General features: G+C 65.8%; 18 protein-coding genes. 13 read left to right on the top strand and 5 right to left on the bottom strand.

Going from position 1 to position 20,791, the window contains the following annotated elements; genetic code table 11:
- Positions 1–22: 22 nt before the first annotated feature.
- The gene (locus tag AABA84_RS23015) at positions 23–556 is read left to right on the top strand and encodes a PaaI family thioesterase (RefSeq protein WP_338313258.1); all 534 of its coding nucleotides are present in this window, start codon (positions 23–25) and stop codon (positions 554–556) included.
- A gap of 64 nt (positions 557–620) precedes the next feature.
- Positions 621–1,238, top strand: coding sequence for a TetR/AcrR family transcriptional regulator (locus tag AABA84_RS23010; RefSeq protein WP_338313256.1), 618 nt, complete (start codon positions 621–623; stop codon positions 1,236–1,238).
- A gap of 103 nt (positions 1,239–1,341) precedes the next feature.
- Here the strand turns inward: AABA84_RS23010 and AABA84_RS23005 are convergent, their stop codons facing one another.
- Positions 1,342–2,256, bottom strand: a complete 915-nt coding sequence (locus AABA84_RS23005; RefSeq protein ID WP_212246407.1) for a LysR family transcriptional regulator — start codon at positions 2,254–2,256, stop codon at positions 1,342–1,344.
- 101 nt (positions 2,257–2,357) lie between these two features.
- Here AABA84_RS23005 and AABA84_RS23000 point away from each other — a divergent pair, with 101 nt between their 5' ends.
- From AABA84_RS23000 to AABA84_RS22965, 8 genes are all read left to right on the top strand, one after another.
- On the top strand, positions 2,358–3,854 hold the full coding sequence (locus AABA84_RS23000; protein WP_338313255.1) for a CoA-acylating methylmalonate-semialdehyde dehydrogenase: 1,497 nt from the start codon (positions 2,358–2,360) through the stop codon (positions 3,852–3,854).
- A gap of 22 nt (positions 3,855–3,876) precedes the next feature.
- On the top strand, positions 3,877–5,022 hold the full coding sequence (locus tag AABA84_RS22995; RefSeq protein ID WP_338313254.1) for an isobutyryl-CoA dehydrogenase: 1,146 nt from the start codon (positions 3,877–3,879) through the stop codon (positions 5,020–5,022).
- Positions 5,019–6,086 (top strand): enoyl-CoA hydratase/isomerase family protein, encoded by a 1,068-nt coding sequence (locus tag AABA84_RS22990; RefSeq protein ID WP_338313253.1) that lies wholly within the window; start codon positions 5,019–5,021, stop codon positions 6,084–6,086. Before AABA84_RS22995 ends, AABA84_RS22990 begins: the two co-directional genes overlap by 4 nt.
- Before the next feature lie 6 nt (positions 6,087–6,092).
- The gene (gene mmsB, locus AABA84_RS22985; protein ID WP_338307191.1) at positions 6,093–7,001 is read left to right on the top strand and encodes a 3-hydroxyisobutyrate dehydrogenase; all 909 of its coding nucleotides are present in this window, start codon (positions 6,093–6,095) and stop codon (positions 6,999–7,001) included.
- A 128-nt stretch (positions 7,002–7,129) separates the two neighbouring features.
- A complete protein-coding gene (locus AABA84_RS22980) occupies positions 7,130–8,845 on the top strand; it encodes an AMP-binding protein (protein WP_338313252.1) in 1,716 nt (571 codons plus the stop codon).
- Positions 8,846–9,322: a MaoC family dehydratase gene (locus AABA84_RS22975; RefSeq protein WP_338313250.1), complete on the top strand. Its 477-nt coding sequence runs from the start codon at positions 8,846–8,848 to the stop codon at positions 9,320–9,322.
- Positions 9,323–9,439: 117 nt separating this feature from the next.
- Positions 9,440–10,357 carry an SDR family NAD(P)-dependent oxidoreductase gene (locus AABA84_RS22970; protein ID WP_338313249.1) on the top strand — a complete coding sequence of 306 codons (918 nt, stop codon included), beginning with the start codon at positions 9,440–9,442 and terminating at the stop codon, positions 10,355–10,357.
- The gene (locus tag AABA84_RS22965; protein WP_338313409.1) at positions 10,354–11,574 is read left to right on the top strand and encodes an NAD(P)/FAD-dependent oxidoreductase; all 1,221 of its coding nucleotides are present in this window, start codon (positions 10,354–10,356) and stop codon (positions 11,572–11,574) included. Before AABA84_RS22970 ends, AABA84_RS22965 begins: the two co-directional genes overlap by 4 nt.
- A 186-nt stretch (positions 11,575–11,760) precedes the next feature.
- On the opposite strand, the gene AABA84_RS22960 is transcribed toward AABA84_RS22965, so the two are convergent.
- The 3 genes from AABA84_RS22960 to AABA84_RS22950 all read right to left on the bottom strand — a co-directional run bounded on the left by AABA84_RS22960 (position 11,761) and on the right by AABA84_RS22950 (position 15,222).
- A complete protein-coding gene (locus AABA84_RS22960; protein ID WP_338313247.1) occupies positions 11,761–12,840 on the bottom strand; it encodes a D-TA family PLP-dependent enzyme in 1,080 nt (359 codons plus the stop codon).
- A 64-nt stretch (positions 12,841–12,904) separates the two neighbouring features.
- Positions 12,905–14,716 carry an ABC-F family ATP-binding cassette domain-containing protein gene (locus AABA84_RS22955; RefSeq protein WP_338313245.1) on the bottom strand — a complete coding sequence of 604 codons (1,812 nt, stop codon included), beginning with the start codon at positions 14,714–14,716 and terminating at the stop codon, positions 12,905–12,907.
- A gap of 2 nt (positions 14,717–14,718) precedes the next feature.
- Positions 14,719–15,222: a YaiI/YqxD family protein gene (locus AABA84_RS22950; protein ID WP_018319890.1), complete on the bottom strand. Its 504-nt coding sequence runs from the start codon at positions 15,220–15,222 to the stop codon at positions 14,719–14,721.
- A 104-nt stretch (positions 15,223–15,326) separates the two neighbouring features.
- Between AABA84_RS22950 and AABA84_RS22945 the strand changes: the two genes are divergently transcribed.
- Positions 15,327–16,124: a hypothetical protein gene (locus tag AABA84_RS22945; RefSeq protein WP_338313243.1), complete on the top strand. Its 798-nt coding sequence runs from the start codon at positions 15,327–15,329 to the stop codon at positions 16,122–16,124.
- Positions 16,125–16,408: 284 nt separating this feature from the next.
- Here the strand turns inward: AABA84_RS22945 and AABA84_RS22940 are convergent, their stop codons facing one another.
- Positions 16,409–18,781, bottom strand: coding sequence for a xanthine dehydrogenase family protein molybdopterin-binding subunit (locus AABA84_RS22940; protein ID WP_338313242.1), 2,373 nt, complete (start codon positions 18,779–18,781; stop codon positions 16,409–16,411).
- A 211-nt stretch (positions 18,782–18,992) separates the two neighbouring features.
- Between AABA84_RS22940 and AABA84_RS22935 the strand changes: the two genes are divergently transcribed.
- Both AABA84_RS22935 and AABA84_RS22930 read left to right on the top strand, forming a co-directional pair.
- Positions 18,993–20,066, top strand: a complete 1,074-nt coding sequence (locus tag AABA84_RS22935) for a Ppx/GppA phosphatase family protein (protein ID WP_338313240.1) — start codon at positions 18,993–18,995, stop codon at positions 20,064–20,066.
- A gap of 1 nt (position 20,067) precedes the next feature.
- On the top strand, positions 20,068–20,766 hold the full coding sequence (locus AABA84_RS22930; RefSeq protein WP_212246386.1) for an RlmE family RNA methyltransferase: 699 nt from the start codon (positions 20,068–20,070) through the stop codon (positions 20,764–20,766).
- The last annotated feature ends 25 nt before the right edge of the window (positions 20,767–20,791 follow it).

Below are 20,791 nucleotides of genomic sequence, written 5' to 3'. Positions count from 1 at the left end.
TGTATCATACAAAAGGAATCCCATGACTGAACCCGACCAACTCGATCTGTTTTCGTCCGCGCAGCGGCGCGAGCGCGTGGTGGATTGGCAGGTGCCGGCGCCGGTCGCGAAAGTGGCGATGGGCCTGTCGGGCATGGACGCCATGCTGGGCATTCGCGACGGCCGGCTGCCGCCGCCGCCTTTTGCAAAACTGATCGGCTTCACGGTGGGGGTGGTCGAGCCGGGCCGGATCGTCATGGAACTGGAGCCGCGCGAGGATCTCGAAAATACCATCGGCCTTATCCACGGCGCGACCGCAGCTGCGCTGCTCGATACCGCGATGGGGTGCGCGATCTCGACCCGGTTGGAAGCGGGGCAGAGCTCCGTCACGCTCGACCTGAAAATGACCTTCCTGCGTCCGCTCTCGGTTCGCTCAGGCCTGATCTCGGCCGAAGGTAAGGTGATCAAGCTGGGGCGGCAGACCAGCTACGCCGAAGGCTTCGTCCGGGACGGCAGGAGCGCTCTTGCGGTGCATGCAACTGCAACGTTTTCCATGATCGGAAGCAACTTAACATGAATTAATGCACCCATTTCGTCATTTGCGTGTTATGAGATGACCCTCGACATCCAATGAGAACCGCATGCGCTACTCCCGGGAACACAAGCAGGAAACCCACGACCGCATCGTGAAAAAGGCCTCCGTGCGGCTGCGTGAAAAGGGTGCCCATGGCATCGGCGTCGCCGACCTCATGAAGGAGGCGGGCCTGACCCATGGCGGGTTCTACGCGCATTTCGATTCCCGCGAGGCGCTGGTGATCGAGGCGTTCGGGTATGCGATGGACCGCTCGATGGAGCACTGGCGCAAGATCACCGACGAGGTTTCGCCGGACAAGCGGCTGGCGCTGATCGCGGATGCTTACCTCTCGGCGCTGCATCGCGACAATCCCGGCCATGGCTGCTCGATTCCCGCGCTCGGTGCCGAAATCGCCCGCGAGAGCCCGAAGGCGCGAAAGGCATTTGCCGGCAAGCTCGACGAGATGATCGAGCAGCTGGCCGACAACATCCCGAACGTGCCGCGCAAGGCCGCGCGCAAGCAGGCGGTTGCGACGCTGGCGACGATGGCCGGCACCATGCTGCTGGCGCGCATTGCCGGGTCGAGCGAGCTCTCGGACGAGGTGTTGAAGGTGGGCCGGGACAGTGCGCTGGAGGGCACGAAGCGCGAGCCGAAGGCGCCGGCGGTGAAGAAGGCGAAGACCTAGGCGAGGTGCCGTTGAATGCGTAGGGTGGATTAGCGAAGCGTAATCCACCTCTTCGATTTCCGCGGAGGCAGACGTGGTGGGTTACGCCTTCGGCTAACCCACCCTACGAAGTGCGCCCCGCGAACAACGCCCGCTCGCGCTCCACGATCTCGCCGATGTAATCGGCCACCGCCCTGATCCGCGCCAGATCCTTGCTGTCGGCGTGCATCAGCATCCAGAATGTCCGCGTGATCGAGATCTCCTCGGGCAGCACCGGAACGAGTTGCGGATAATCGCTCGCCATGAAATGCGGCAGCACCGCGATGCCGAAGCCGGACAGCGTGGCATTGAGCTGCGCGATCAGATTGGCGCTGCGGAAGCGCGCCGAGATCCGCGGCGACACCTGCGGCAGATAATCGAGCTCCGGCGTGAACAGGAGCTCCTCGATGTAGCCGACGAAGCGATGTTGCGGCAGATCCTGCCGCGAGGTGATCGCAGGGAAGCGATCGAGATAGCCAGGCGCGGCATAGAGGCCAAGGCCGTAGTCGAGCAGCTTGCGGCCGACGATGCGGCCTTCCTTCGGCATGGTCAGGCTGATGGCGATATCGGCCTCGCGCTTGGAGAGACTGAACAGCCGCGCGGTGGCCACAAGTTGCAGATCGAGATCGGGATACCGGTCCGCGAAGGGTGCCAGCCGCGGCGCCAGGAAAGCGGTGCCGAACCCGTCGGGCGCGCCGATCCGCACTGTTCCGGTCAGCCGCGCCACGGAGCCGCCGACCTGCTCCTGGTTGGCGACGATGGTCGATTCCATGGCTTCAGCGCTGTCGGCGACGCGCTGGCCGGCCTCGGTCAGCAGGTAGCCTGTCTTGCGCCGGTCGAACAGCTTTGCCGACAGGTGCTTTTCCAGCCGGTCGACGCGGCGGATCACGGTGGCATGGTCGACGCCGAGCTGTTTTGCCGCAGCCGACACCGAGCCGCCCCGCACGATGGCCAGCACGAAGCGAAAGTCGTCCCAGTCGATGTGACCTTGATCCAGCATTTTCGCACATCTATGGTGCATTATCTCAGACTTGAATCCTATAAAATGCAGGTCGATAGGATTTGTCAAAGCGTTCAAGCTCGGCCTCAAGGAGATCATTCATGCGTTCAGTCGGACATTTCATCGGTGGCAAGGAGGTCAAGGGTACCTCGGGCCGCACCGCCGACGTTTTCGAGCCGATGACCGGTGACGTCCAGGCCAAGGTCGCGCTGGCGTCCAAGGCCGAGGTTCGCGCCGCCGTCGAGAACGCGCGCGCCGCCCAGCCGGAATGGGCCGCGACCAACCCGCAGCGCCGCGCCCGCGTCATGATGAAATTCGTCGAGCTGGTGCAGCGCGACTACGACAAGCTCGCCGAGCTGCTCGCGCGCGAGCACGGCAAGACCGTGCCGGACGCCAAGGGCGACATCCAGCGCGGCCTCGAGGTCGCCGAGTTCGCCTGCGGCATCCCGCATCTGATGAAGGGCGAATACACCGAAGGCGCCGGCCCCGGCATCGACATCTATTCCATGCGTCAGGCGCTCGGTGTCGTCGCCGGCATCACGCCGTTCAACTTCCCGGCGATGATCCCGATGTGGAAGTTCGCCCCCGCGATCGCCTGCGGCAATGCCTTCATCCTCAAGCCCTCGGAGCGCGATCCCGGCGTGCCGATGATGCTCGCCGAACTCATGATCGAGGCGGGCCTGCCGGCCGGCATCCTCAACGTCGTCAACGGCGACAAGGAAGCGGTCGACGCCATCCTCGACGATCCCGATATCAAGGCCGTCGGCTTCGTCGGCTCCACGCCGATCGCGCAGTATATCTATGAGCGTGCCGCCCAGACCGGCAAGCGCTGCCAGTGCTTTGGCGGTGCCAAGAACCACGCCATCATCATGCCTGACGCCGACATGGACCAGGCGGTCGATGCGCTGATCGGCGCGGGCTATGGCTCGGCCGGCGAGCGCTGCATGGCCGTCTCCGTCGCGGTCCCCGTCGGCAAGTCGACCGCCGACCGTCTCATGGAAAAGCTGATCCCGCGCGTCGAGTCGCTCAAGATCGGCACCTCGATCGATCCGTCGGCCGATTACGGTCCGCTGGTCACGCGCGAGGCGGTCGAGAAGGTCAAGGGCTACATCGACATCGGCCTCAAGGAAGGCGCGACGCTCGCCGTCGACGGCCGCGGCTTCAAGATGCAGGGCTACGAGAACGGCTTCTATCTCGGCGGCTCGCTGTTCGACAACGTCACCAAGGACATGCGGATCTACAAGGAAGAGATTTTTGGCCCGGTGCTCTCGGTCGTCCGTGCGCACGACTACAAGGAAGCCCTGGCGCTGCCGTCGGAGCATGACTACGGCAATGGCGTTGCGATCTTCACCCGCGACGGCGACGCCGCGCGCGACTTCGCAGCCAAGGTCAATGTCGGCATGGTCGGCATCAACGTGCCGATCCCGGTGCCGATCGCCTATTATACCTTCGGCGGCTGGAAGAAGTCGGGCTTTGGCGATCTCAACCAGCACGGCCCGGATTCGGTCCGCTTCTACACCAAGACCAAGACGGTGACCTCGCGCTGGCCGTCCGGCGTCAAGGAAGGCGCGGAGTTCTCGATCCCGCTGATGAAGTGATCCCCTTGAGAGCGAGGCTCATATGCAGTTCGCTCTGAACGAGGATCAGATCGCGGTTCGCGACATGGCGTTGGCGTTTGCGGCGGAGAAGATCGCGCCGCATGCGCTGCGCTGGGACGAGGAGAAGCATTTCCCCGTCGACGTCATGCGCGAGGCGGCGACCCTCGGCATGGGCGGCATCTACATCCGCGAGGATGTCGGGGGCTCCGCCATGACGCGGTTCGACGCGGCGCTGATCTTCGAGGCGCTGGCGACGGGCTGCCCGACCACGTCCGCCTTCATCTCCATCCACAACATGGCGAGCTGGATGATCGATGCCTTCGGCAGCGACACCCAGCGCCAGAAGTGGCTGCCGAAGCTCTGCACCATGGAGCTGATCGCCAGCTACTGCCTGACCGAGCCCGGCGCGGGCTCCGATGCCGCGGCGCTGCGCACCCGCGCGGTGCGCGACGGCGATACTTACGTTCTCAACGGCCAGAAGCAGTTCATCTCCGGCGCCGGCGGCACTGATCTCCTGGTCGCGATGGTGCGCACCGGCGGCGATGGCCCCGGCGGCATCTCGACCCTCGTCATCGACGGCAACACGCCGGGCGTCTCCTTCGGCGCCAACGAGCGCAAGATGGGCTGGAACGCGCAGCCGACCCGCGCTGTGATGTTCGAGAACGCCCGCGTGCCTGTTACCAACCGCCTCGGCGAGGAGGGCATCGGCTTCAAGATCGCGATGGCCGGTCTCGATGGCGGCCGCCTCAACATCACCGCATGCTCGCTCGGTGGTGCGCAGACCGCGCTCGACAAGGCGCGCGCCTACATGAAGGAGCGCAAGGCGTTTGGAAAGCGCCTCGACGAATTCCAGGCGCTGCAATTCCGCCTTGCCGACATGGCGATCGAGCTCGAGGCCGCGCGCACCTTCCTGTGGCGCGCCGCCGCGGCGCTCGACCGCAAAGACCCCGATGCCACCATGCTGTGTGCGATGGCCAAACGCTTCGGCACCGATGTCGGTTTCGAGGTCGCCAATCATGCGCTGCAGCTGCACGGCGGCTACGGCTATCTCAGCGAATACGGCATCGAGAAGATCGTGCGCGATCTGCGCGTGCACCAGATCCTCGAAGGCACCAATGAAATCATGCGGCTCATCGTGGCGCGCAAACTGATCGAGGGCGCGCGATGAGTTCGGTGGAAGAGGGCGATCTGGTCGCCCGCGTCGAGGGCGCAGCCGGCGTGATCCGGCTCAATCGTCCCAAGGCCATCAACGCCGTCACGCTGGAGATGTTTCGCGACATCGACAAGGCGCTCGACCGCTTCGAAGCCGATCCCGCCGTCGCCCTGATCGTGCTGGAAGGCGCCGGCGAGCGCGGCCTGTGCGCCGGCGGCGACATCCGCACGCTCTGGGAAAGCTCCAAGGCCAACGGCGATCTCGGCAAAATCTTGTGGCGCGAGGAATACATCCTCAACGCCCGGATCAAGGCATTTCCGAAGCCGTATATCGCCTTCATGGACGGCATCGTGATGGGCGGCGGCGTCGGACTCTCCGCCCATGCGAGCCATCGCATCGTCACTGATCGCACGAAACTCGCGATGCCCGAAGTCGGGCTCGGCTTCTTCCCTGACGTGGGCGGCACCTATCTGCTGTCGCGCTCGCCGGGTGAGATCGGCACTTACTTCGGCCTGACCGGCCAGACCATGAACGGGCCCGACGCGATCCACGCGAAATTCGCCGACGCCGTGGTGCCGGCGGGCAAATGGCCGGAGCTGCGCGAGGCGCTGACCAGGGTGCGTCCAGGCGCGAGCGCGGTCGATGTCGGCAAGCTCATCAACGGCTTTGCGACCGGCGAAGCCGCGGGGCCGGTCGCCGCCAAGGAGCCGATCATCGATGGCCTGTTCGGCTTCGATCGCATGGACGACATTTTTGCAGCGCTCGAGCGCGACGGCTCGGAGTTCGCGCTGGCGACGCTGAAGACGCTCAACGAAAAATCGCCGCGCGGCATGGTGGTGACGCTCAAGCTGCTGCGGCTGGCGCGCACCGCGTCGAGCCTGGAGGAATGCCTGGTGCGCGAATACCGCGCCGCGCTGGAGGTGTTCCGCAGCGATGATTTTCGCGAGGGCGTGCGCGCTGCCGTGATCGACAAGGATCGCAGCCCGATCTGGTCGCCGCCGCGGATTGAGGACGTGACGCCGCAAATGCTGGCGCCGTATCTCGCCGAGATCGGCGCCGATGAGCTGAAGTTCAATTAATCAACGATTGAAGCGGAGGAAACGACAATGGCCACGATCGCATTCATTGGTCTCGGCAACATGGGCGGCCCGATGGCCGCCAATCTGGTCAAGGCCGGCCACAAGGTGGTGGCGTTCGATCTCGTCGAAGCCTCGCGCAATCAGGCCAAGGCCGATGGCGCCGGCATCGCCGACAGCGCCGCGGGCGCGGTAAAGGGCGCCGATGTCGTCGTCACCATGCTGCCGGCCGGCAAGCATGTGCTCGGCGTCTGGAACGAGATCCTTCCTGCGATGACCAAGGGTGCGCTGGTCATCGACAGCTCTACCATCGACGTCGAGAGCGCGCGGCAGGCGCATGCGCTCGCCGGCAAGCACGGCGTGCTCTCGGTGGATGCGCCGGTCTCCGGCGGCACCGGCGGCGCCAAGGGCGCGACGCTCACCTTCATGTGCGGTGGCGAGGAGAACGCATTCGCGGCGGCCAAGCCCGTGCTGGAGAACATGGGCAAGAAGATCGTGCATTGTGGCGGTGCCGGCGCCGGCCAAGCGGCCAAGATCTGCAACAACATGATCCTCGGCATTTCCATGATCGCGGTGAGCGAAGCTTTCGCACTCGGCGAGAAGCTCGGGCTCTCGCACCAGGCGCTGTTCGACGTCGCCTCGACCTCGTCGGGCCAGTGCTGGTCGCTGACGACCTATTGCCCGGTGCCGGGCCCGGTGCCGACCTCTCCGGCCAACAACGACTACAAGCCGGGTTTCGCCTCGGCGCTGATGGTGAAGGATCTGACGCTGGCGCAGGACGCCGCGAAGGCGGCCGGCGCGGCCACGCCGCTCGGCAAGCATGCGCAGGAGATCTATCAGTCTTTCGATGCAGCGGGGCAAGGTGGGGTGGATTTTTCCGGAATTATCAAGCACGTTCGCAGCCTCGCTGGAAAATAGCGAGGCTTCGTAGCCCGGATGGAGCGAAGCGAAATCCGGGACAGCTGCTTCCAATGGCGTAGCCGGCCCCGGATTGCGCTTCGCTCCATCCGAGCTACGCTCGAACATCAATTCGACGGGCCCGGAACATGACGACATTTCAGGACGCGCGCGCGTTTCTGCTCGAGCACCGCACCGATTACGAGGCTGCGGTCAAAGGCTTCCGCTGGCCGGATCCGGTTCCCTTCAACTGGGCGCTCGACTGGTTCGACGAGCTGGCGAAGGACGCCGAAGCCAAGGACCGTCCTGCGCTCTGGATCGTCGATGCCGCGCAGGACCGGCAGACAAAACTGTCCTTTGCAGCGCTCTCGAAGCGCTCCAACCAGGTCGCGAATTTCCTTCGTGCGCAGGGCCTGAAGCGCGGCGATCATCTCCTGTTGCTGCTCGGCAATGTGGTTCCGCTGTGGGAGACGATGCTGGCGGCGATGAAGCTCGGCGTCGTCGTGATCCCCGCGACCACGCTGCTCACCGCGGATGAGCTGCGCGATCGCCTCGATCGCGGCAAGGCCAAGGCGGTGGTCGCCGCCGAGGATCAGGTCGCGAAATTCGCAAGCCTGGGTGCGGAGAATATCGTGCGCATCGTGGTTGGCACCGCCTCCGACGGCTGGCTCGCCTATGACCAGGCGGCGAAAGATTCGGAGACCTTTGCACCGGACGGCCCGACCAACGCCGACGATCGGATGCTGCTCTATTTCACATCGGGCACGACGGCGAAACCGAAACTCGTGCTGCACAGCCAGCGCAGCTATCCCGTCGGCCATCTCTCGACGATGTATTGGATCGGGCTGAAGCCCGGCGACGTCCATCTCAACATCTCCTCGCCCGGCTGGGCCAAGCATGCCTGGAGCTGCTTCTTCGCGCCGTGGAATGCTGGGGCCACCGTGTTCGTGGTCAACCAGCCGCGCTTCGATGCCAAGGGCCTGCTCGCCACCATCGGCCGCTGCGGCGTCACCACGCTGTGCGCGCCGCCGACGGTGTGGCGGCTGTTCATCCAGGAGAACCTTGCCTCCTTCAAGGTCGCCTTGCGCGAGGTCTGCGGCGCCGGCGAGCCGCTGAACCCGGAAGTGATCGACCAGGTGCGGGCCGCCTGGGGGCTCACCATCCGGGACGGCTACGGCCAGACCGAAACCACCGCGCTCGCCGGCAACTCGCCGGGCCAGAAGATCAAGGTCGGCTCGATGGGCCGGCCGCTGCCGGGTTATCGCGTGCAGATCAGCGATGCCGACGGCAACAAGGCGAAGGAAGGCGAGGTGGCGCTGGTGCTCGGGGCGAGCCGTCCCGCCGGCCTGATGCAGGGCTATCAGGGCGACGACGGCAAGCTCTCGGGCGCGGAAGGCACGCTCTATCGCAGCGGCGACGTCGTGTTCGAAGACGAGGACGGCTATCTCACCTTCGTCGGCCGCTCCGACGACGTGTTCAAGTCGTCGGATTACCGCATCAGCCCGTTTGAGTTGGAGAGCGTGTTGCTCGAGCACGAGCTGGTTGCGGAAGCCGCGGTGGTGCCGAGCCCGGACCCGATCCGGCTCGCGATTCCCAAGGCGTTCGTCCTGCTGACATCCGGCGCGGAGTGGACGCCGGAGACGGCGCTGTCGATTTTCCAGCACCTGCATACGCGCCTTGCGCCGTTCAAGCGCATCCGGCGCCTCGAGATCGTCACCGAACTGCCGAAGACGATCTCTGGCAAAATCCGTCGTGTGCAGCTACGCAGGCTGGAGCGCGACGACGATCGCAACGATCCGCTGCGCGGCCGGGAATTCCGCGAGGAGGATTTTCCGGAGCTGCCGAAAACACGGAGTGAGACCTAAGTGAACCAAATCTGGAAGAAGCCGCCGATTTCCTTGGAAGCCTATCAGGCCCTGGTCGGCAAGGAGATCGGCGTGTCGTCCTGGCACCTGATCGACCAGCCCCGCATCGATGCCTATGCCGACGTGACCGAGGACCACCAGTTCATCCACGTCGATCCCGAGAGAGCGAAGGAGACGGCATTCGGCACCACCATCGCGCACGGCTTCCTGACGATGTCGATGCTATCGGTGATGTCCTACGAGGTGATGCCGGCGATTGCGGGCACCACGATGGGCGTCAATTACGGCTTCGACAAGCTGCGCTTCATCTCGCCGGTGCGCTCGGGCAAGCGCATCCGCGGCCGCTTCATGCTGGCGGAAGCCAAGCTGCGCAAGGCAGGCGAATTGCAGTCCCGCACCAACGTCACCGTGGAGATCGAAGGCGAGGACAAGCCGGCGCTGGTCGCCGAGTGGCTGGGGCTGATCTACTTCGCGTAACCCGAGGCGTCGTTGCCGGGCTTGACCCGGCAACCCATCGCTGCTCAAAAGCCTGTCGATTTTGATGGATGGCCGGGTCAAGCCCGGCCATGACGACCAGCATGTAGGAAAGCACTCATGGCAATCAGGTTCGACGGACGCGTCGCCATCGTCACCGGCGCGGGCAATGGTCTGGGACGCGCGCATGCGCTGGGATTGGCCAGCCGCGGCGCCAAAGTCGTGGTCAACGATTTCGGCGGCGCACGTGACGGCAGCGGCGGTTCGCTGTCGCCGGCGGAAGCCGTGGTCGAGGAGATCCGCAAGGCCGGCGGCACCGCGATGGCCGATGGCGCCGACGTCTCCAATTTCGAGCAGGTCACCGCGATGGTCGAGCGCGCCACCAAGCAGTGGGGCAGCGTCGACCTCTTGTGCGCCAATGCCGGCATTTTGCGCGACAAGTCGTTCGGCAAGATGGAAGCGGCCGACTTCCAGAAGGTGCTCGACGTGCATCTGGTCGGCACCTTCTATTGCTGCAAGGCCGCCTGGGCCGGCATGCGCGACCGCAATTACGGCCGCATCGTGCTGACGACGTCGTCCTCCGGCCTCTACGGCAATTTCGGCCAGGCCAATTACGGCGCGGCCAAATCCGGCATGGTCGGCCTGATGAACGTGCTCGCCGAGGAAGGCCGCAAGTCCGACATCCGCGTCAACATCATCTCGCCGACCGCGGCGACGCGCATGACGGAAGAGCTGCTGCCGCCGCAGGCGCTGCAATTGATGAAGCCGAACGCGATCACGCCGGCGGTCGAGTACATGCTCAGCGAGGATGCGCCGACCCGCACCATCATGGGGGCCGGTGCCGGCTCCTTCGCCGTGATCAAGATTTTGGAGAGCGAAGGCATCAACCTGCCGGAGTCCGAATGGACGCCGGACGCCGTTGCTGCACATTTCGCGGAGATCAGCGACATGTCGAAGGCGAAGGCGCTGACGGGCGCGTTCGAGCAGACGCAGAAATACGTGGCGCAGGCCGCGGCGCGGGCGGGGATCAAGCTCTGACCGACGTCGCCGTCATCGGTGCCGGTCCCGCCGGGCTGATGGCGGCGGAGGTGCTGGCGCAGGGCGGCGCGCGCGTCACCGTTTACGACGCGATGCCGTCTGCGGGCCGCAAATTCCTGATGGCCGGCCGCGGCGGTCTCAACCTCACCCACAGCGAGCCGCTGTCGCAATTCATGGCGCGCTATCGCGAGGCCGCACCGAAGCTGCAAGCGGCGATTGAGGCGTTTTCGCCTGAGGCGCTGCGCGCCTGGAGCGAAGCCCTGGGCGAGCCGACCTTCGTCGGCACCAGCGGGCGGGTGTTTCCGAAGGCGTTCAAGGCGTCCCCGCTGCTGCGCGCCTGGTTGCGGCGGCTCGATGCGAGTGGGGTGCGGTTCGCGTTTCGCCATCGCTGGACCGGCTGGGACGGGGAAGGGCGGCTGCTGTTTCGAACGCCGGATGGCGAGGCGGCCGTCGTTGCCGACGCCACCGTGCTCGCGCTCGGCGGCGCGAGCTGGCCGCGGCTGGGGTCGAACGGCAGCTGGGCCGACATCCTCGCGGCCAAAGGCATTGCCATCTCAAAGCTGCGGCCAGCCAATTCCGGCTTCACGGTCGCCTGGTCAAATGTGTTCCGCGATCGTTTCGAGGGCCAGCCGCTCAAGGGCGTGGCGCTGACGATCGGCGCGCACACGGTGCGTGGCGAAGCCATGATTACCCGCCGCGGCATCGAAGGCGGCGCGGTCTACGCGCTGTCGGCGGAGCTGCGCGAGGCGGTGCTGGGTCTCGGGCAGGCGACGCTGAGGATCGCATTGCGGCCCGACCTCGATACCGCTGCGCTGACCACGCGGCTATCAGGCACGCGTGGCAAGCAATCGCTCGCGAACTTCCTGCGCAAGGCGGCGCAATTGTCGCCCGTCGGCATCGGCCTGATGCAGGAGGCCGCCATTGCGTCCGGCCGGCCGCTGGCCGCGTTCACGCCGGCCGAGCTTGCGCAGCTGATCAACGCCATTCCGGTGCAGCTCACCGGCGTTGCTCCGATCGATCGCGCGATCTCGACTGCGGGCGGGATCACCTTCGATGAGCTCGACGGCCGCTTCATGCTGCGAAAATTGCCCGGCGTGTTCGCAGCCGGCGAGATGCTGGACTGGGAGGCGCCGACCGGCGGCTATCTGCTGCAAGCCTCGTTCGCGACGGGAGCTGCCGCGGGCCGGGGCGTGCTGAGCTGGCTCAAGCGTTCCTAGAACGCCGTCGCCCTTCGAGGGCCGCTGAAGAAGCGGCCACCTCAGGGTGACGGCTACGAGAGATCGTCAATCTGGTGGCACTTTAGAGAGCGCGTCATCCTGAGGCGCGAGCGGCGTGATGCAAAGCATCGCGCCGAGAGCCTCGAAGGATGCGCGGGCGCCCGACGCGCGCGGGCGCTTCCGCGCCTACCGCAGTTTCCCGCGTGCCGCCACCGGCAGCGTGCCGATGATTTCCTCGCCGCGAACCATCACGACCTCGTCCATCATGTTGACGACGACGCAGACATGGTTCGGCACGATGCGGACGACGTCGCCGACGTTGGGGCGGGTGTTGCTGCGGGAGAGATCGAGGAAGCCGTGCTCCTCGGCGAATTTTGCGATCTTGGCCTCGGGGTGCTCGAGGATCAGGCCGTGGCCGTCGAGGCCGCCGGTGTCCGTGGTCAGCGTCTTCGAGCCGGCATCGAGAATGCCGCGCTCGGGCGCGGCGCGGCTGACGACCGTCGAGTAGATGTGCAGCGCGCAATCGTCCCAGGTGGCAGAGCCCGCGGCGACCTGCATGCGATCGTTGTAGATGTAGGTGCCGAAGCGATGCTCGGTGCCGCCCTTGAGCTTGCCGATGTTCTTCAGGTTCGGCGTACCGCCGGTCGAGACGATTTTTGCGTCCAGCCCGTGCGCGCGCACGCCGGCCAGCGCTTCGTCGTAGAATTTTTGCGCGTCCGCCCAGCCGGTCTCGGTCGGATAGAGCATGAATCCGGCGAACTGCAGTCCCTTCGAGCCCGCGATCTCGCGCGCCAGCGCGATCGCCTCCGCCGGCGTCTCGACGCCGGCGCGCTTGCGCCCGGTGTCGCATTCGACGACGACCGAGAGCGGACGGCCCGACGCCGCCGCAGCCTTGGGCAGGCCGGCGACGACGGTGGAATTGTCCGCGGCGACCGTCATGTTGGCCTTGGCCTGCAGCGCGCCGAGCCGCGCCATCTTCTCTTCGCCGAGGAGGTTGTAGCTGATCAGGATGTCGTCGATGCCGGCATTGGCCATGATCTCGGCTTCGCCGAGCTTCTGGCAGGTGATGCCCTTGGCGCCGGCCGCGACCTGCATCTTGGCGATGGTCGGGTTCTTGTGCGTCTTGATGTGGGGACGGTTGGCGACGCCTGCATCGTCGCAGGCCTTCTGGATCCGCGCAATGTTGCGCTCGACCTTGTCCATGTCGATGACGGCGCAGGGCGTGCCGTATTCGCGGGCGATTTTTGCGGCGAGGGGAGTTGTCATGGGAGTCTCTTAGTTGGCGCGCATTCTGATCGCAAAACCGGTGCCCACTTTTGCGGAATGCGCGCTAGGCCTGCTCTATTTCTTCACGAAGCATTTCAAGTTCGAGCCAGCGCTCTTCGGCGGCGGACAGTTCGTCATGCGCCTTGGCGATGGCAGCCGACGTATCGTCGAATGTCTTGCGGTCCTTGGCATAGAGATTGGGATCGTCGAGTACGCGTTGCAGCCTGGCGATATCGGCCTGCAATTTTTCCATCGTCTTCGGCAGGGTGTCCAGCGCGTGCTTCTCGTTGAAGCTCAGTTTCCGTTTTGGCGCGGCAGCGGGAGCCGCAGCACGCTCCTCTTTCTTCTCTGCGGGGGCTTGGGCCTTCGCCGTCTCCCGCTTCAGGTCCGCGCCACGCTGGGTCAGCATGTCGCTGTAGCCGCCGGCATATTCGGTCCATTTGCCGTTGCCTTCGGGCGCGATCACGGAGGTGACGACGCGGTCGAGGAAGTCGCGGTCATGGCTGATCAGGATGACGGTGCCCTCGTAGTCGCCGAGCATGTCTTCGAGCACGTCGAGCGTTTCGAGGTCGAGGTCGTTGGTCGGCTCGTCCAGCACCAGCAGGTTCGACGGCTTCGCCAGCGCGCGCGCCAGCATCAGCCGGCCGCGCTCGCCGCCCGAGAGCACTTCCACCGGCGTGCCGCGCTGTTCCTGCGCGAACAAAAAGTCCTTCATGTAGCCGACGACATGCTTCGGCTTGCCGCCGACCATGATCTGGTCGCCGCGACCGCCGGTGAGTGCTTCGGCCAGCGTCGATTTGGGATCGAGGCTTTCGCGGTGCTGATCGAGGGTGGCTATCTCCAGATTGGCGCCGAGACGTATCGTGCCGGAATCCGGCTGCGCGCCGCCGGTGAGCAGATTGACCAGCGTGGTCTTGCCGGCGCCGTTCGGCCCGATGATGCCGAGCCGGTCGCCGCGCTGGATGCGTGTGGAGAAATTGTCGACGATCCTGCGCTCGCCATAGGCTTTCGTGACGCCCTTGGCCTCGATCACCAGCTTGCCGGATTGCTCCGCCTCTGCCGCCGCGAGATTGGCGGTGCCGGCCGTGCCGCGATAGTTGCGCCGCTGGTCGCGCAGCGCATGCAGATTGCCGAGACGCTTGACGTTGCGCTTGCGGCGGCCGGAGACGCCGTGGCGCAGCCAGTGCTCCTCGTCGACGATCTTGCGGTCGAGCTTGTGCTGGTCGCGCTCTTCCTCCGCAAGCACCTCGTCGCGCCAGCTTTCGAACGAGGCAAAGCCGCGGTCGATCTGCTTGATCTTGCCGCGGTCGAGCCACGCGGTGGAGCGCGACAGATTGGTGAGGAAGCGGCGGTCGTGGCTGATGATCACCAGCGCGCTGCGGCGGCTGTCGAGCTCCTGCTCCAGCCACTCGATGGTGGAGAGATCGAGATGGTTGGTCGGCTCGTCCAGCAGCAGAATGTCGGGCGAGGGCGCGAGCACATAGGCCAGCGCCGCGCGACGGGCCTCGCCGCCGGAGAGATTGTGCGGGTTCTCGTCGCCGGTGAGCCCGAGCTGCTCGAGCAGATAGCGCGCCTGATGCTGGTCGTCGCCGGGGGCGAGCCCGGACTCGACATAAGAGAGCGTGGTCTTGTGCTCGCCGAAATCCGGCTCCTGCGGCAAATAGCGAACGGTCGCGCCCGGCTGCACGAAGCGCGTGCCGCCGTCGGGCTCGACCAGGCCGGCCGCGATCTTCAGCAGCGTCGACTTGCCGGAGCCGTTGCGGCCGATCAGGCAGACGCGCTCGGATGGCGCGACATTGAGCTCGACACCGCTCAAGAGCGGCGTTCCGCCAAAGGTCAGCCTGATGTCTTTCAGTTGGATCAGCGGCGGCGCCATCGTCAGCCTTGACTCAAATTCTGGCTCGTCGCGGCCTGATCGGCGCGGCGGCGCTGGATCCGGCGCAGCGTCTGGTCGAGCGCCGAGAGGAAGGCGGAGCGGTCGCGCGGTGCGAACGAGCGCGGGCCGCCGGTGACTTCGCCGGCCGAGCGCAGATCGGTCATCAGATTGCGCACCGCCAGCGTCATCCCGATCGATTCTTCCGTGAACGGCTTGCCGTTCGGGGCGATCACGTCGGCGCCGGCCTTGACGCAGCGGCTCGCCAGCGGAATGTCCGAGGTGACGACGACGTCGCCGGGCTTGACGCGTTCGACGATCCAGTCGTCGGCAGCGTCCATCCCGGCGCCTGCGGCGATACGCTCGATCAGCGGATCGTGCGGCACGCGGATGAAATTGCCGGCGACCACGCTCACGGGCACGCCGTGCCGGAGCGCGACGCGATAAATCTCGTCCTTCACCGGGCAGGCGTCGGCGTCGACATAGATGCGGGTGGGGGTGTCGGTCATTCGCCGCGTGGTACCCCATTCGGGCCGCAAAGGCGAGGGGATTGACCGGTGTTCCCTGGGGCCTACGATCAGCCCGAAACAACAAGAACAGGGAAGATGACCCCATGCCGAACCGGCTCGAGACCTGGCGCGTCGAGGCCTACAACACCGCCAAGCAATCCGAAAACAAGATGCATGACGACACCGTGGCGCGCCGCTTTGGCTTTTCCGGCGGGCTGGTCCCGGGCGTCGATGTCTTCGCCTACATGATGCACGTGCCGATTGCTCGCTGGGGCCGCGATTTCCTGTCCCGCGGGCTGGTCGAGGCGCGCTTCATCAAGCCGGTTTATGATGGCGAGCCCGCCGATGTCGATGCGACCGAGCACAACGGCTTGCTGACGATCGAAGTGTTCAGCCGCACCGAGCTCTGCGCGACAGGCACGGCCTCGCTGCCGGCGGCAGCGCCGGCAGTGTCGCTGAGCGACTATGTCGCGGTCCCCGTGGCCGCCGAGCGCAAGCCGGTCAGTCCGGCGACGTTCGAGACGGGCAAATGGCTGGGCACCGAGCCGCGCCGGTGGGCCGGGCAGGCCGCCGCAGACTATCTCGCCGATGTCAGGGAAACCGATCCGATCTTTGCGCGCGAAGGGCTCGGCCATCCCGGCCTGATCCAGCGGGTCATGAACCGCGTGCTGGTCGACAACACCATTCTCGGCCCGTGGATCCACGTCGGCAGCCGCATGCAGCTGCTGTCGGCGCTGCGCGCCGGCGACGAGATCACTGCGCGGGCGAAAGTCACCGCGAACTACGAGAAGAAGGGCCACCGCTTCGTCGAGCTCGACGCACTCGTCGTCGCCAACGGCACGACGCCGATCGCGCACTGCCAGCACATTGCAATCTATCAGCCGCGCGAGCAGGCGGCATAGCATCAACCACTGTCATTCCGGGGCGGTCCGCAGGACCGCCCCCGGAATCTCGAGGTTCCGGGTTCGATGCTGCGCATCGCCCCGGAACGACTGGTGAGATTCAAAGTCGGTGTCATGCCCCGGCTTGACCGGGGCATCCAGTACGCCGCGGCTTATCGCTTCTAGCCGCGCCGTCACTGGAATACTGGATCGCCCGTTCCTAGTGCGCAATTGCGCACTGGCCGGGCGATGACAGTGTGCGTGTGGAGACGGCGATTGGACCGTCTGCGAAAGAAGGACGATGCTTACGCCGCCTTGCCCTTCGCATCCTGAATGGCCCGCCACACGCGCTCCGGGGTCAGTGGCATGTCGATCTGCTTGATGCCGTGGTCCGAGAGCGCGTCGAGCACCGCGTTCACCACCGTCGACAGGCTGCCGGCGCAGCCGGCTTCGCCGCAGCCCTTGCTGCCGAGCGGATTGGTCGTGGCGGGCACCGGGTGATCGCCGACCGTCATGTTGGGAACGTCCTCGGCGCGCGGCAGCGCGTAGTCCATCAGCGAGCCCGTGATCGGCTGGCCGCTCTCGTCGTAGCGGATGTGCTCCATCAGCGCTTGCCCGATGCCCTGGACCACGCCGCCATGGAGCTGGCCTGCGACCAGCAGCGGGTTGATCACCGTGCCGAAATCGTTGACGGCGCTGTAGCGCACGATCTGCACCACGCCGGTTTCCGGATCGATCTCGACCTCGGCGACATGACAGCCGTTCGGGAACGCCGAGGCGATCGGTTCGCTGGTGTGATCGACGTCGAGGCTGTCGGGCACGCTCTCCGGCGTCTTGCCGTCATGCAGCCTCCTGGCGAGCTCCATGATGTCGATGCTGCGATCGGTGCCGGCGATGGTGAAGCTGCCGCCTTCGAATTCGATGTCGGCTTCGGACGCTTCGAGCATATGCGCCGCTGCGCGCTTGCCTTTCTCGATGACGAGCTTTGCTGCTCCCACGATGGCCTGGCCGCTCGCGGTGATCGAGCGCGAGCCGCCGGTGCCGTTGCCGGTATGGACGATGTCGCTGTCGCCCTGCACCAGCTTGACGCTCTCGAAGGGGACGCCGAGCTGCTCGCACAGCACCTGCGCGAACGGGGTCGCATGACCCTGGCCGTAATCCAGCGTGCCGGTGATCAGCTGCACGCTGCCGTCGGCGTCGAACACGATCTTGCCGAGCTCGGGGCTCGGCGGCGCGGTGACCTCGAGATAGGAGCCGACCGCGATGCCGCGCAGCTTGCCGGCCTTCTTGCTCTCCTTCTTGCGCTTGGCGAAATTCTCGTGGTCGGAGATTTCGAGCGCCTTGTTGAACACGGCCTGGAAGTCGCCGCTGTCATAGGTGACGCCGGAGGATGCCGCGAACGGCATCTGGTTCTGCTTGATGAAGTTGCGCTTGCGCAGGGTCAGCCGGTTGATGCCCATCTCGTCGGCGGCGCGGTCGATCAATCGCTCCATGTAGTAGTTCGCCTCGGGCCGGCCGGCGCCGCGATAGGCGCCCATCAGCGTGGTGTTGGTCAGAACCACCTTGATGTCGACCGCCATCAACGGCGTGCGGTAGACGCTGGAAAAATTCTTGCCGGTGTTGAGCGAAAGCGGCCCCGGTGCGACGCCGGTGATGTAGGCGCCGAGATTGCCGTAGCCGGACAGCTTGGCCGCGAGGAAATGCCCTTCGGCGTCGAGCGCCAGCTCGGCGTGGATCTTCTGCGCACGGCCGTGGCTGTCGGAGAGGAAGGCGGTCGAGCGCTCGTCGAGCCACTTCACCGGCTTTCCCAATTCCTTCGCCGCATACAGGATGCACATGTACTCGGGATAGTTGATGTTCTTCATGCCGAAGGAGCCGCCGACATTGGCGGTGAGGATGCGCACCTTCTCGTTCGGCACTTTCAGGTTCTTGGCGAGGTTGGCGCGGTTGCCGGCGACGCCCTGGGTCGGCACCTGAAGCGTGTAGCGCTCGGTCTTCTTGTCGTAGGAGGCGAGACCGACGCGCGGCTCCATCGAGACCACGGCGACACGGGTGTTCTCGATGTCGATCTTGGTGACATGGGCGGCGCTGGCAAAGGCCGCGTTGACCTTCTCCATGTCGCCATAATGGTAGTCGAGCGCGACGTTATCGGGAATGTGCTCGTAGAGCTGCGGCGCGCCGGGCTTGGCAGCTTCTTCAGGGTCGGTCACAGCGGGCAGCGGCTCGATGTCGAGCTCGACGGCTTCAGCGGCATCACGGGCCTGCGCCAGCGTCTCCGCCACGACGAAGGCAACGGGATCGCCGACGAAGCGGACCTTGTCGGTTGCCAGCGGCTGGCGGTTGGTCTGGAGCAACGGCGAGCCGTCGCGGCTCTTCAGCGGCAGGCCGCAGGTGAAAGGGCCGTAGCCGGCGGCATCGAGATCCCTGCCGGTCCACACGCCGAGCACGCCCGGCATCGCCTTGGCGGCATCAAGGCCGATGCCGCGGATGGTGCCGTGGGCGTGGGTGGAGCGGACGACCACGGCATAGGCCTGGCCGGGCAGGTTGAAATCGTCGGTGTAGCGGCCCTTGCCGCGCACCAGGGTGTCGTCCTCCTTGCGGCGGACAGGCTGCCCGACGCCATATTTTTGCAGTGCAATGGCGTTTTCGAGCGTGGACGATTTGGTGTGTTCTTGCATGGAATTGACCTGAAAAGCCGGCAAATGCGCGTTTTGGGGGACGCCTGGAGGACCGGACCCCTCAAAAATAGCCCACGGTCCCGTTCACGACAACGCACGAATGGGCATGGTCCCATGTGATGCGTTGTTGCGCAGGCCTGCCGCGCTGCTAATGTTTCAGGCGAAAAATCAATTCCAGACCGGCCCGACCGGCCGCGGAAAGACAGTTTGTATGAATGACCACACGCGGCTCCGCGACGGCCATGCGCCGCACGGTGAGCTGGAGGGGTCGATGGCGGCGGTGGCGTTGGCCACCGAACCGGCTGTCGGCGCGCAGGCGCCGGGAACCGGCGTCTATGCGGCGCTGGACCTAGGCACCAACAATTGCAGGCTGCTGATCGCTTGTCCGACCCAGGACGGCTTTCGCGTCGTCGATTCCTTCTCGCGCATCATCCGGCTCGGGGAGGGGGTCTCGTCGACGGGGTGCATCAGCGAGGCCGCGATCGACCGTGCCATCGCCGCGCTCAGCATCTGCCGCGACAAGATCAATTTGCGCAAAGCGCGCCGGTTGCGGCTGATCGCGACCGAGGCCTGCCGCGCGGCCTCGAATGCGGAGGGGTTCCGCAGCCGCGTCGCGGCCGAAACCGGCATCGAGCTCGAGGTGATCGACCGCGAGACCGAGGCCGCGCTCGCCGTGCTCGGCTGCTCGCCCCTGGTCGACCCCAGGGGACGCGGCGCGATCCTGTTCGACATCGGCGGCGGCTCGACCGAGCTGGTGCGGATCGAGCGCGATCCGCAAAATCCGGAGCCGCGGATCAAGGCCTGGATGTCGATCCCCTACGGTGTGGTCACGCTCGCCGAGCAGTTCGGCGGCCGCGACGTGACGCCGGAGATCTATGCCGCGATGGAGCAGGAGGTCGCGAACCACGTCGCGCCTTTCGCCGAAGTGCACGGCGGCGATCTCGCCGACATGCACCTGCTCGGCACCTCGGGCACGGTGACGACGCTCGCCGGCATCCATCTGAACCTCGCGCGCTATGACCGCCGCCGCATCGACAGCATCTGGATGAACGATTCCGACATCACCGCGACCATCAACAAGCTGCTCGGCATGAGCTACGAGGAGCGCGCCGGCAACAACTGCATCAGCGTCGAGCGCGCCGATCTCGTGCTCGCCGGCTGCGCCATCCTCGATGCGATCCGCCGCGCCTTCCCGCTGCCGCGCCTGCGCGTCGCCGACCGTGGCCTGCGCGAGGGCATGCTGGTCGAGATGATGCGCGAGGACGGCGCGCTCAGGAGCTGGTGAGATGGCCAAGGACACCACCGGCCGCTTGCACGTCCAAGTCAAGACCAAGGTCAAGACCGGCGGCAAGCGCAAATTGTCGTCGAAGCTGTGGCTGGAGCGGCAGCTCAACGATCCCTATGTCGCGAAAGCCAAGGCGGCGGGCTATCGCTCGCGCGCGGCGTTCAAGCTGCTCGAGATCGACGACAAATTTCGGCTCTTGAAGCCCGGCATGGCCGTGGTCGATCTCGGCGCGGCGCCCGGCGGCTGGAGCCAGATCGCGGCCAAGCGCGTCGGCTCGGTGGAAGGCAAGGGCAAGGTCGTCGCCATCGACCTGCTGGAAATGCCCGAGATTCCCGGCGTCGATTTCGCGCAGCTCGACTTCATGGACAGCGACGCGCCGGACAAGCTCACCGCGATGCTGGGGGGCGGTGCCGATTTCGTGATGTCCGACATGGCCGCCAACACCACCGGCCACCGCAAGACCGACCAGCTCCGCATCGTCGGCCTGGTTGAGACCGCGGCTGCGTTTGCCTGCGACGTGCTCAAGCCCGGCGGCGTATTCCTCGCCAAGACGTTCCAGAGCGGCGCCGACGCCGATCTGCTCGCCCAGCTCAAGCGCGATTTTGCGACGGTGCGCCATGTCAAGCCCGCGGCGAGCCGGCAGGATTCGTCGGAGCGTTACGTCCTGGCGACTGGATTTCGGGGCGCCGGAACCGCATAGCCTCGTACTCCGTCATTCCGGGGCG

Source organism: Bradyrhizobium sp. TM239, assembly GCF_036247985.1.
Taxonomy (GTDB): domain Bacteria; phylum Pseudomonadota; class Alphaproteobacteria; order Rhizobiales; family Xanthobacteraceae; genus Bradyrhizobium; species Bradyrhizobium ottawaense.
Note: the sequence above shows the minus strand (reverse complement) of the source record. Positions and strands in the feature narration are given on the sequence as shown.

What these genes read in the sequence shown, in the direction of transcription:
- AABA84_RS23015 (WP_338313258.1), top strand. Translation starts at nt 23, where the DNA reads ATGACTGAACCCGACCAACTCGATCTGTTTTCGTCCGCGCAGCGGCGC.
- AABA84_RS23010 (WP_338313256.1), top strand. Translation starts at nt 621, where the DNA reads ATGCGCTACTCCCGGGAACACAAGCAGGAAACCCACGACCGCATCGTG.
- AABA84_RS23005 (WP_212246407.1), bottom strand. Translation starts at nt 2,256, where the DNA reads ATGCTGGATCAAGGTCACATCGACTGGGACGACTTTCGCTTCGTGCTG.
- AABA84_RS23000 (WP_338313255.1), top strand. Translation starts at nt 2,358, where the DNA reads ATGCGTTCAGTCGGACATTTCATCGGTGGCAAGGAGGTCAAGGGTACC.
- AABA84_RS22995 (WP_338313254.1), top strand. Translation starts at nt 3,877, where the DNA reads ATGCAGTTCGCTCTGAACGAGGATCAGATCGCGGTTCGCGACATGGCG.
- AABA84_RS22990 (WP_338313253.1), top strand. Translation starts at nt 5,019, where the DNA reads ATGAGTTCGGTGGAAGAGGGCGATCTGGTCGCCCGCGTCGAGGGCGCA.
- AABA84_RS22980 (WP_338313252.1), top strand. Translation starts at nt 7,130, where the DNA reads ATGACGACATTTCAGGACGCGCGCGCGTTTCTGCTCGAGCACCGCACC.
- AABA84_RS22970 (WP_338313249.1), top strand. Translation starts at nt 9,440, where the DNA reads ATGGCAATCAGGTTCGACGGACGCGTCGCCATCGTCACCGGCGCGGGC.
- AABA84_RS22960 (WP_338313247.1), bottom strand. Translation starts at nt 12,840, where the DNA reads ATGACAACTCCCCTCGCCGCAAAAATCGCCCGCGAATACGGCACGCCC.
- AABA84_RS22955 (WP_338313245.1), bottom strand. Translation starts at nt 14,716, where the DNA reads ATGGCGCCGCCGCTGATCCAACTGAAAGACATCAGGCTGACCTTTGGC.
- AABA84_RS22950 (WP_018319890.1), bottom strand. Translation starts at nt 15,222, where the DNA reads ATGACCGACACCCCCACCCGCATCTATGTCGACGCCGACGCCTGCCCG.
- AABA84_RS22945 (WP_338313243.1), top strand. Translation starts at nt 15,327, where the DNA reads ATGCCGAACCGGCTCGAGACCTGGCGCGTCGAGGCCTACAACACCGCC.
- AABA84_RS22940 (WP_338313242.1), bottom strand. Translation starts at nt 18,781, where the DNA reads ATGCAAGAACACACCAAATCGTCCACGCTCGAAAACGCCATTGCACTG.
- AABA84_RS22935 (WP_338313240.1), top strand. Translation starts at nt 18,993, where the DNA reads ATGAATGACCACACGCGGCTCCGCGACGGCCATGCGCCGCACGGTGAG.
- AABA84_RS22930 (WP_212246386.1), top strand. Translation starts at nt 20,068, where the DNA reads ATGGCCAAGGACACCACCGGCCGCTTGCACGTCCAAGTCAAGACCAAG.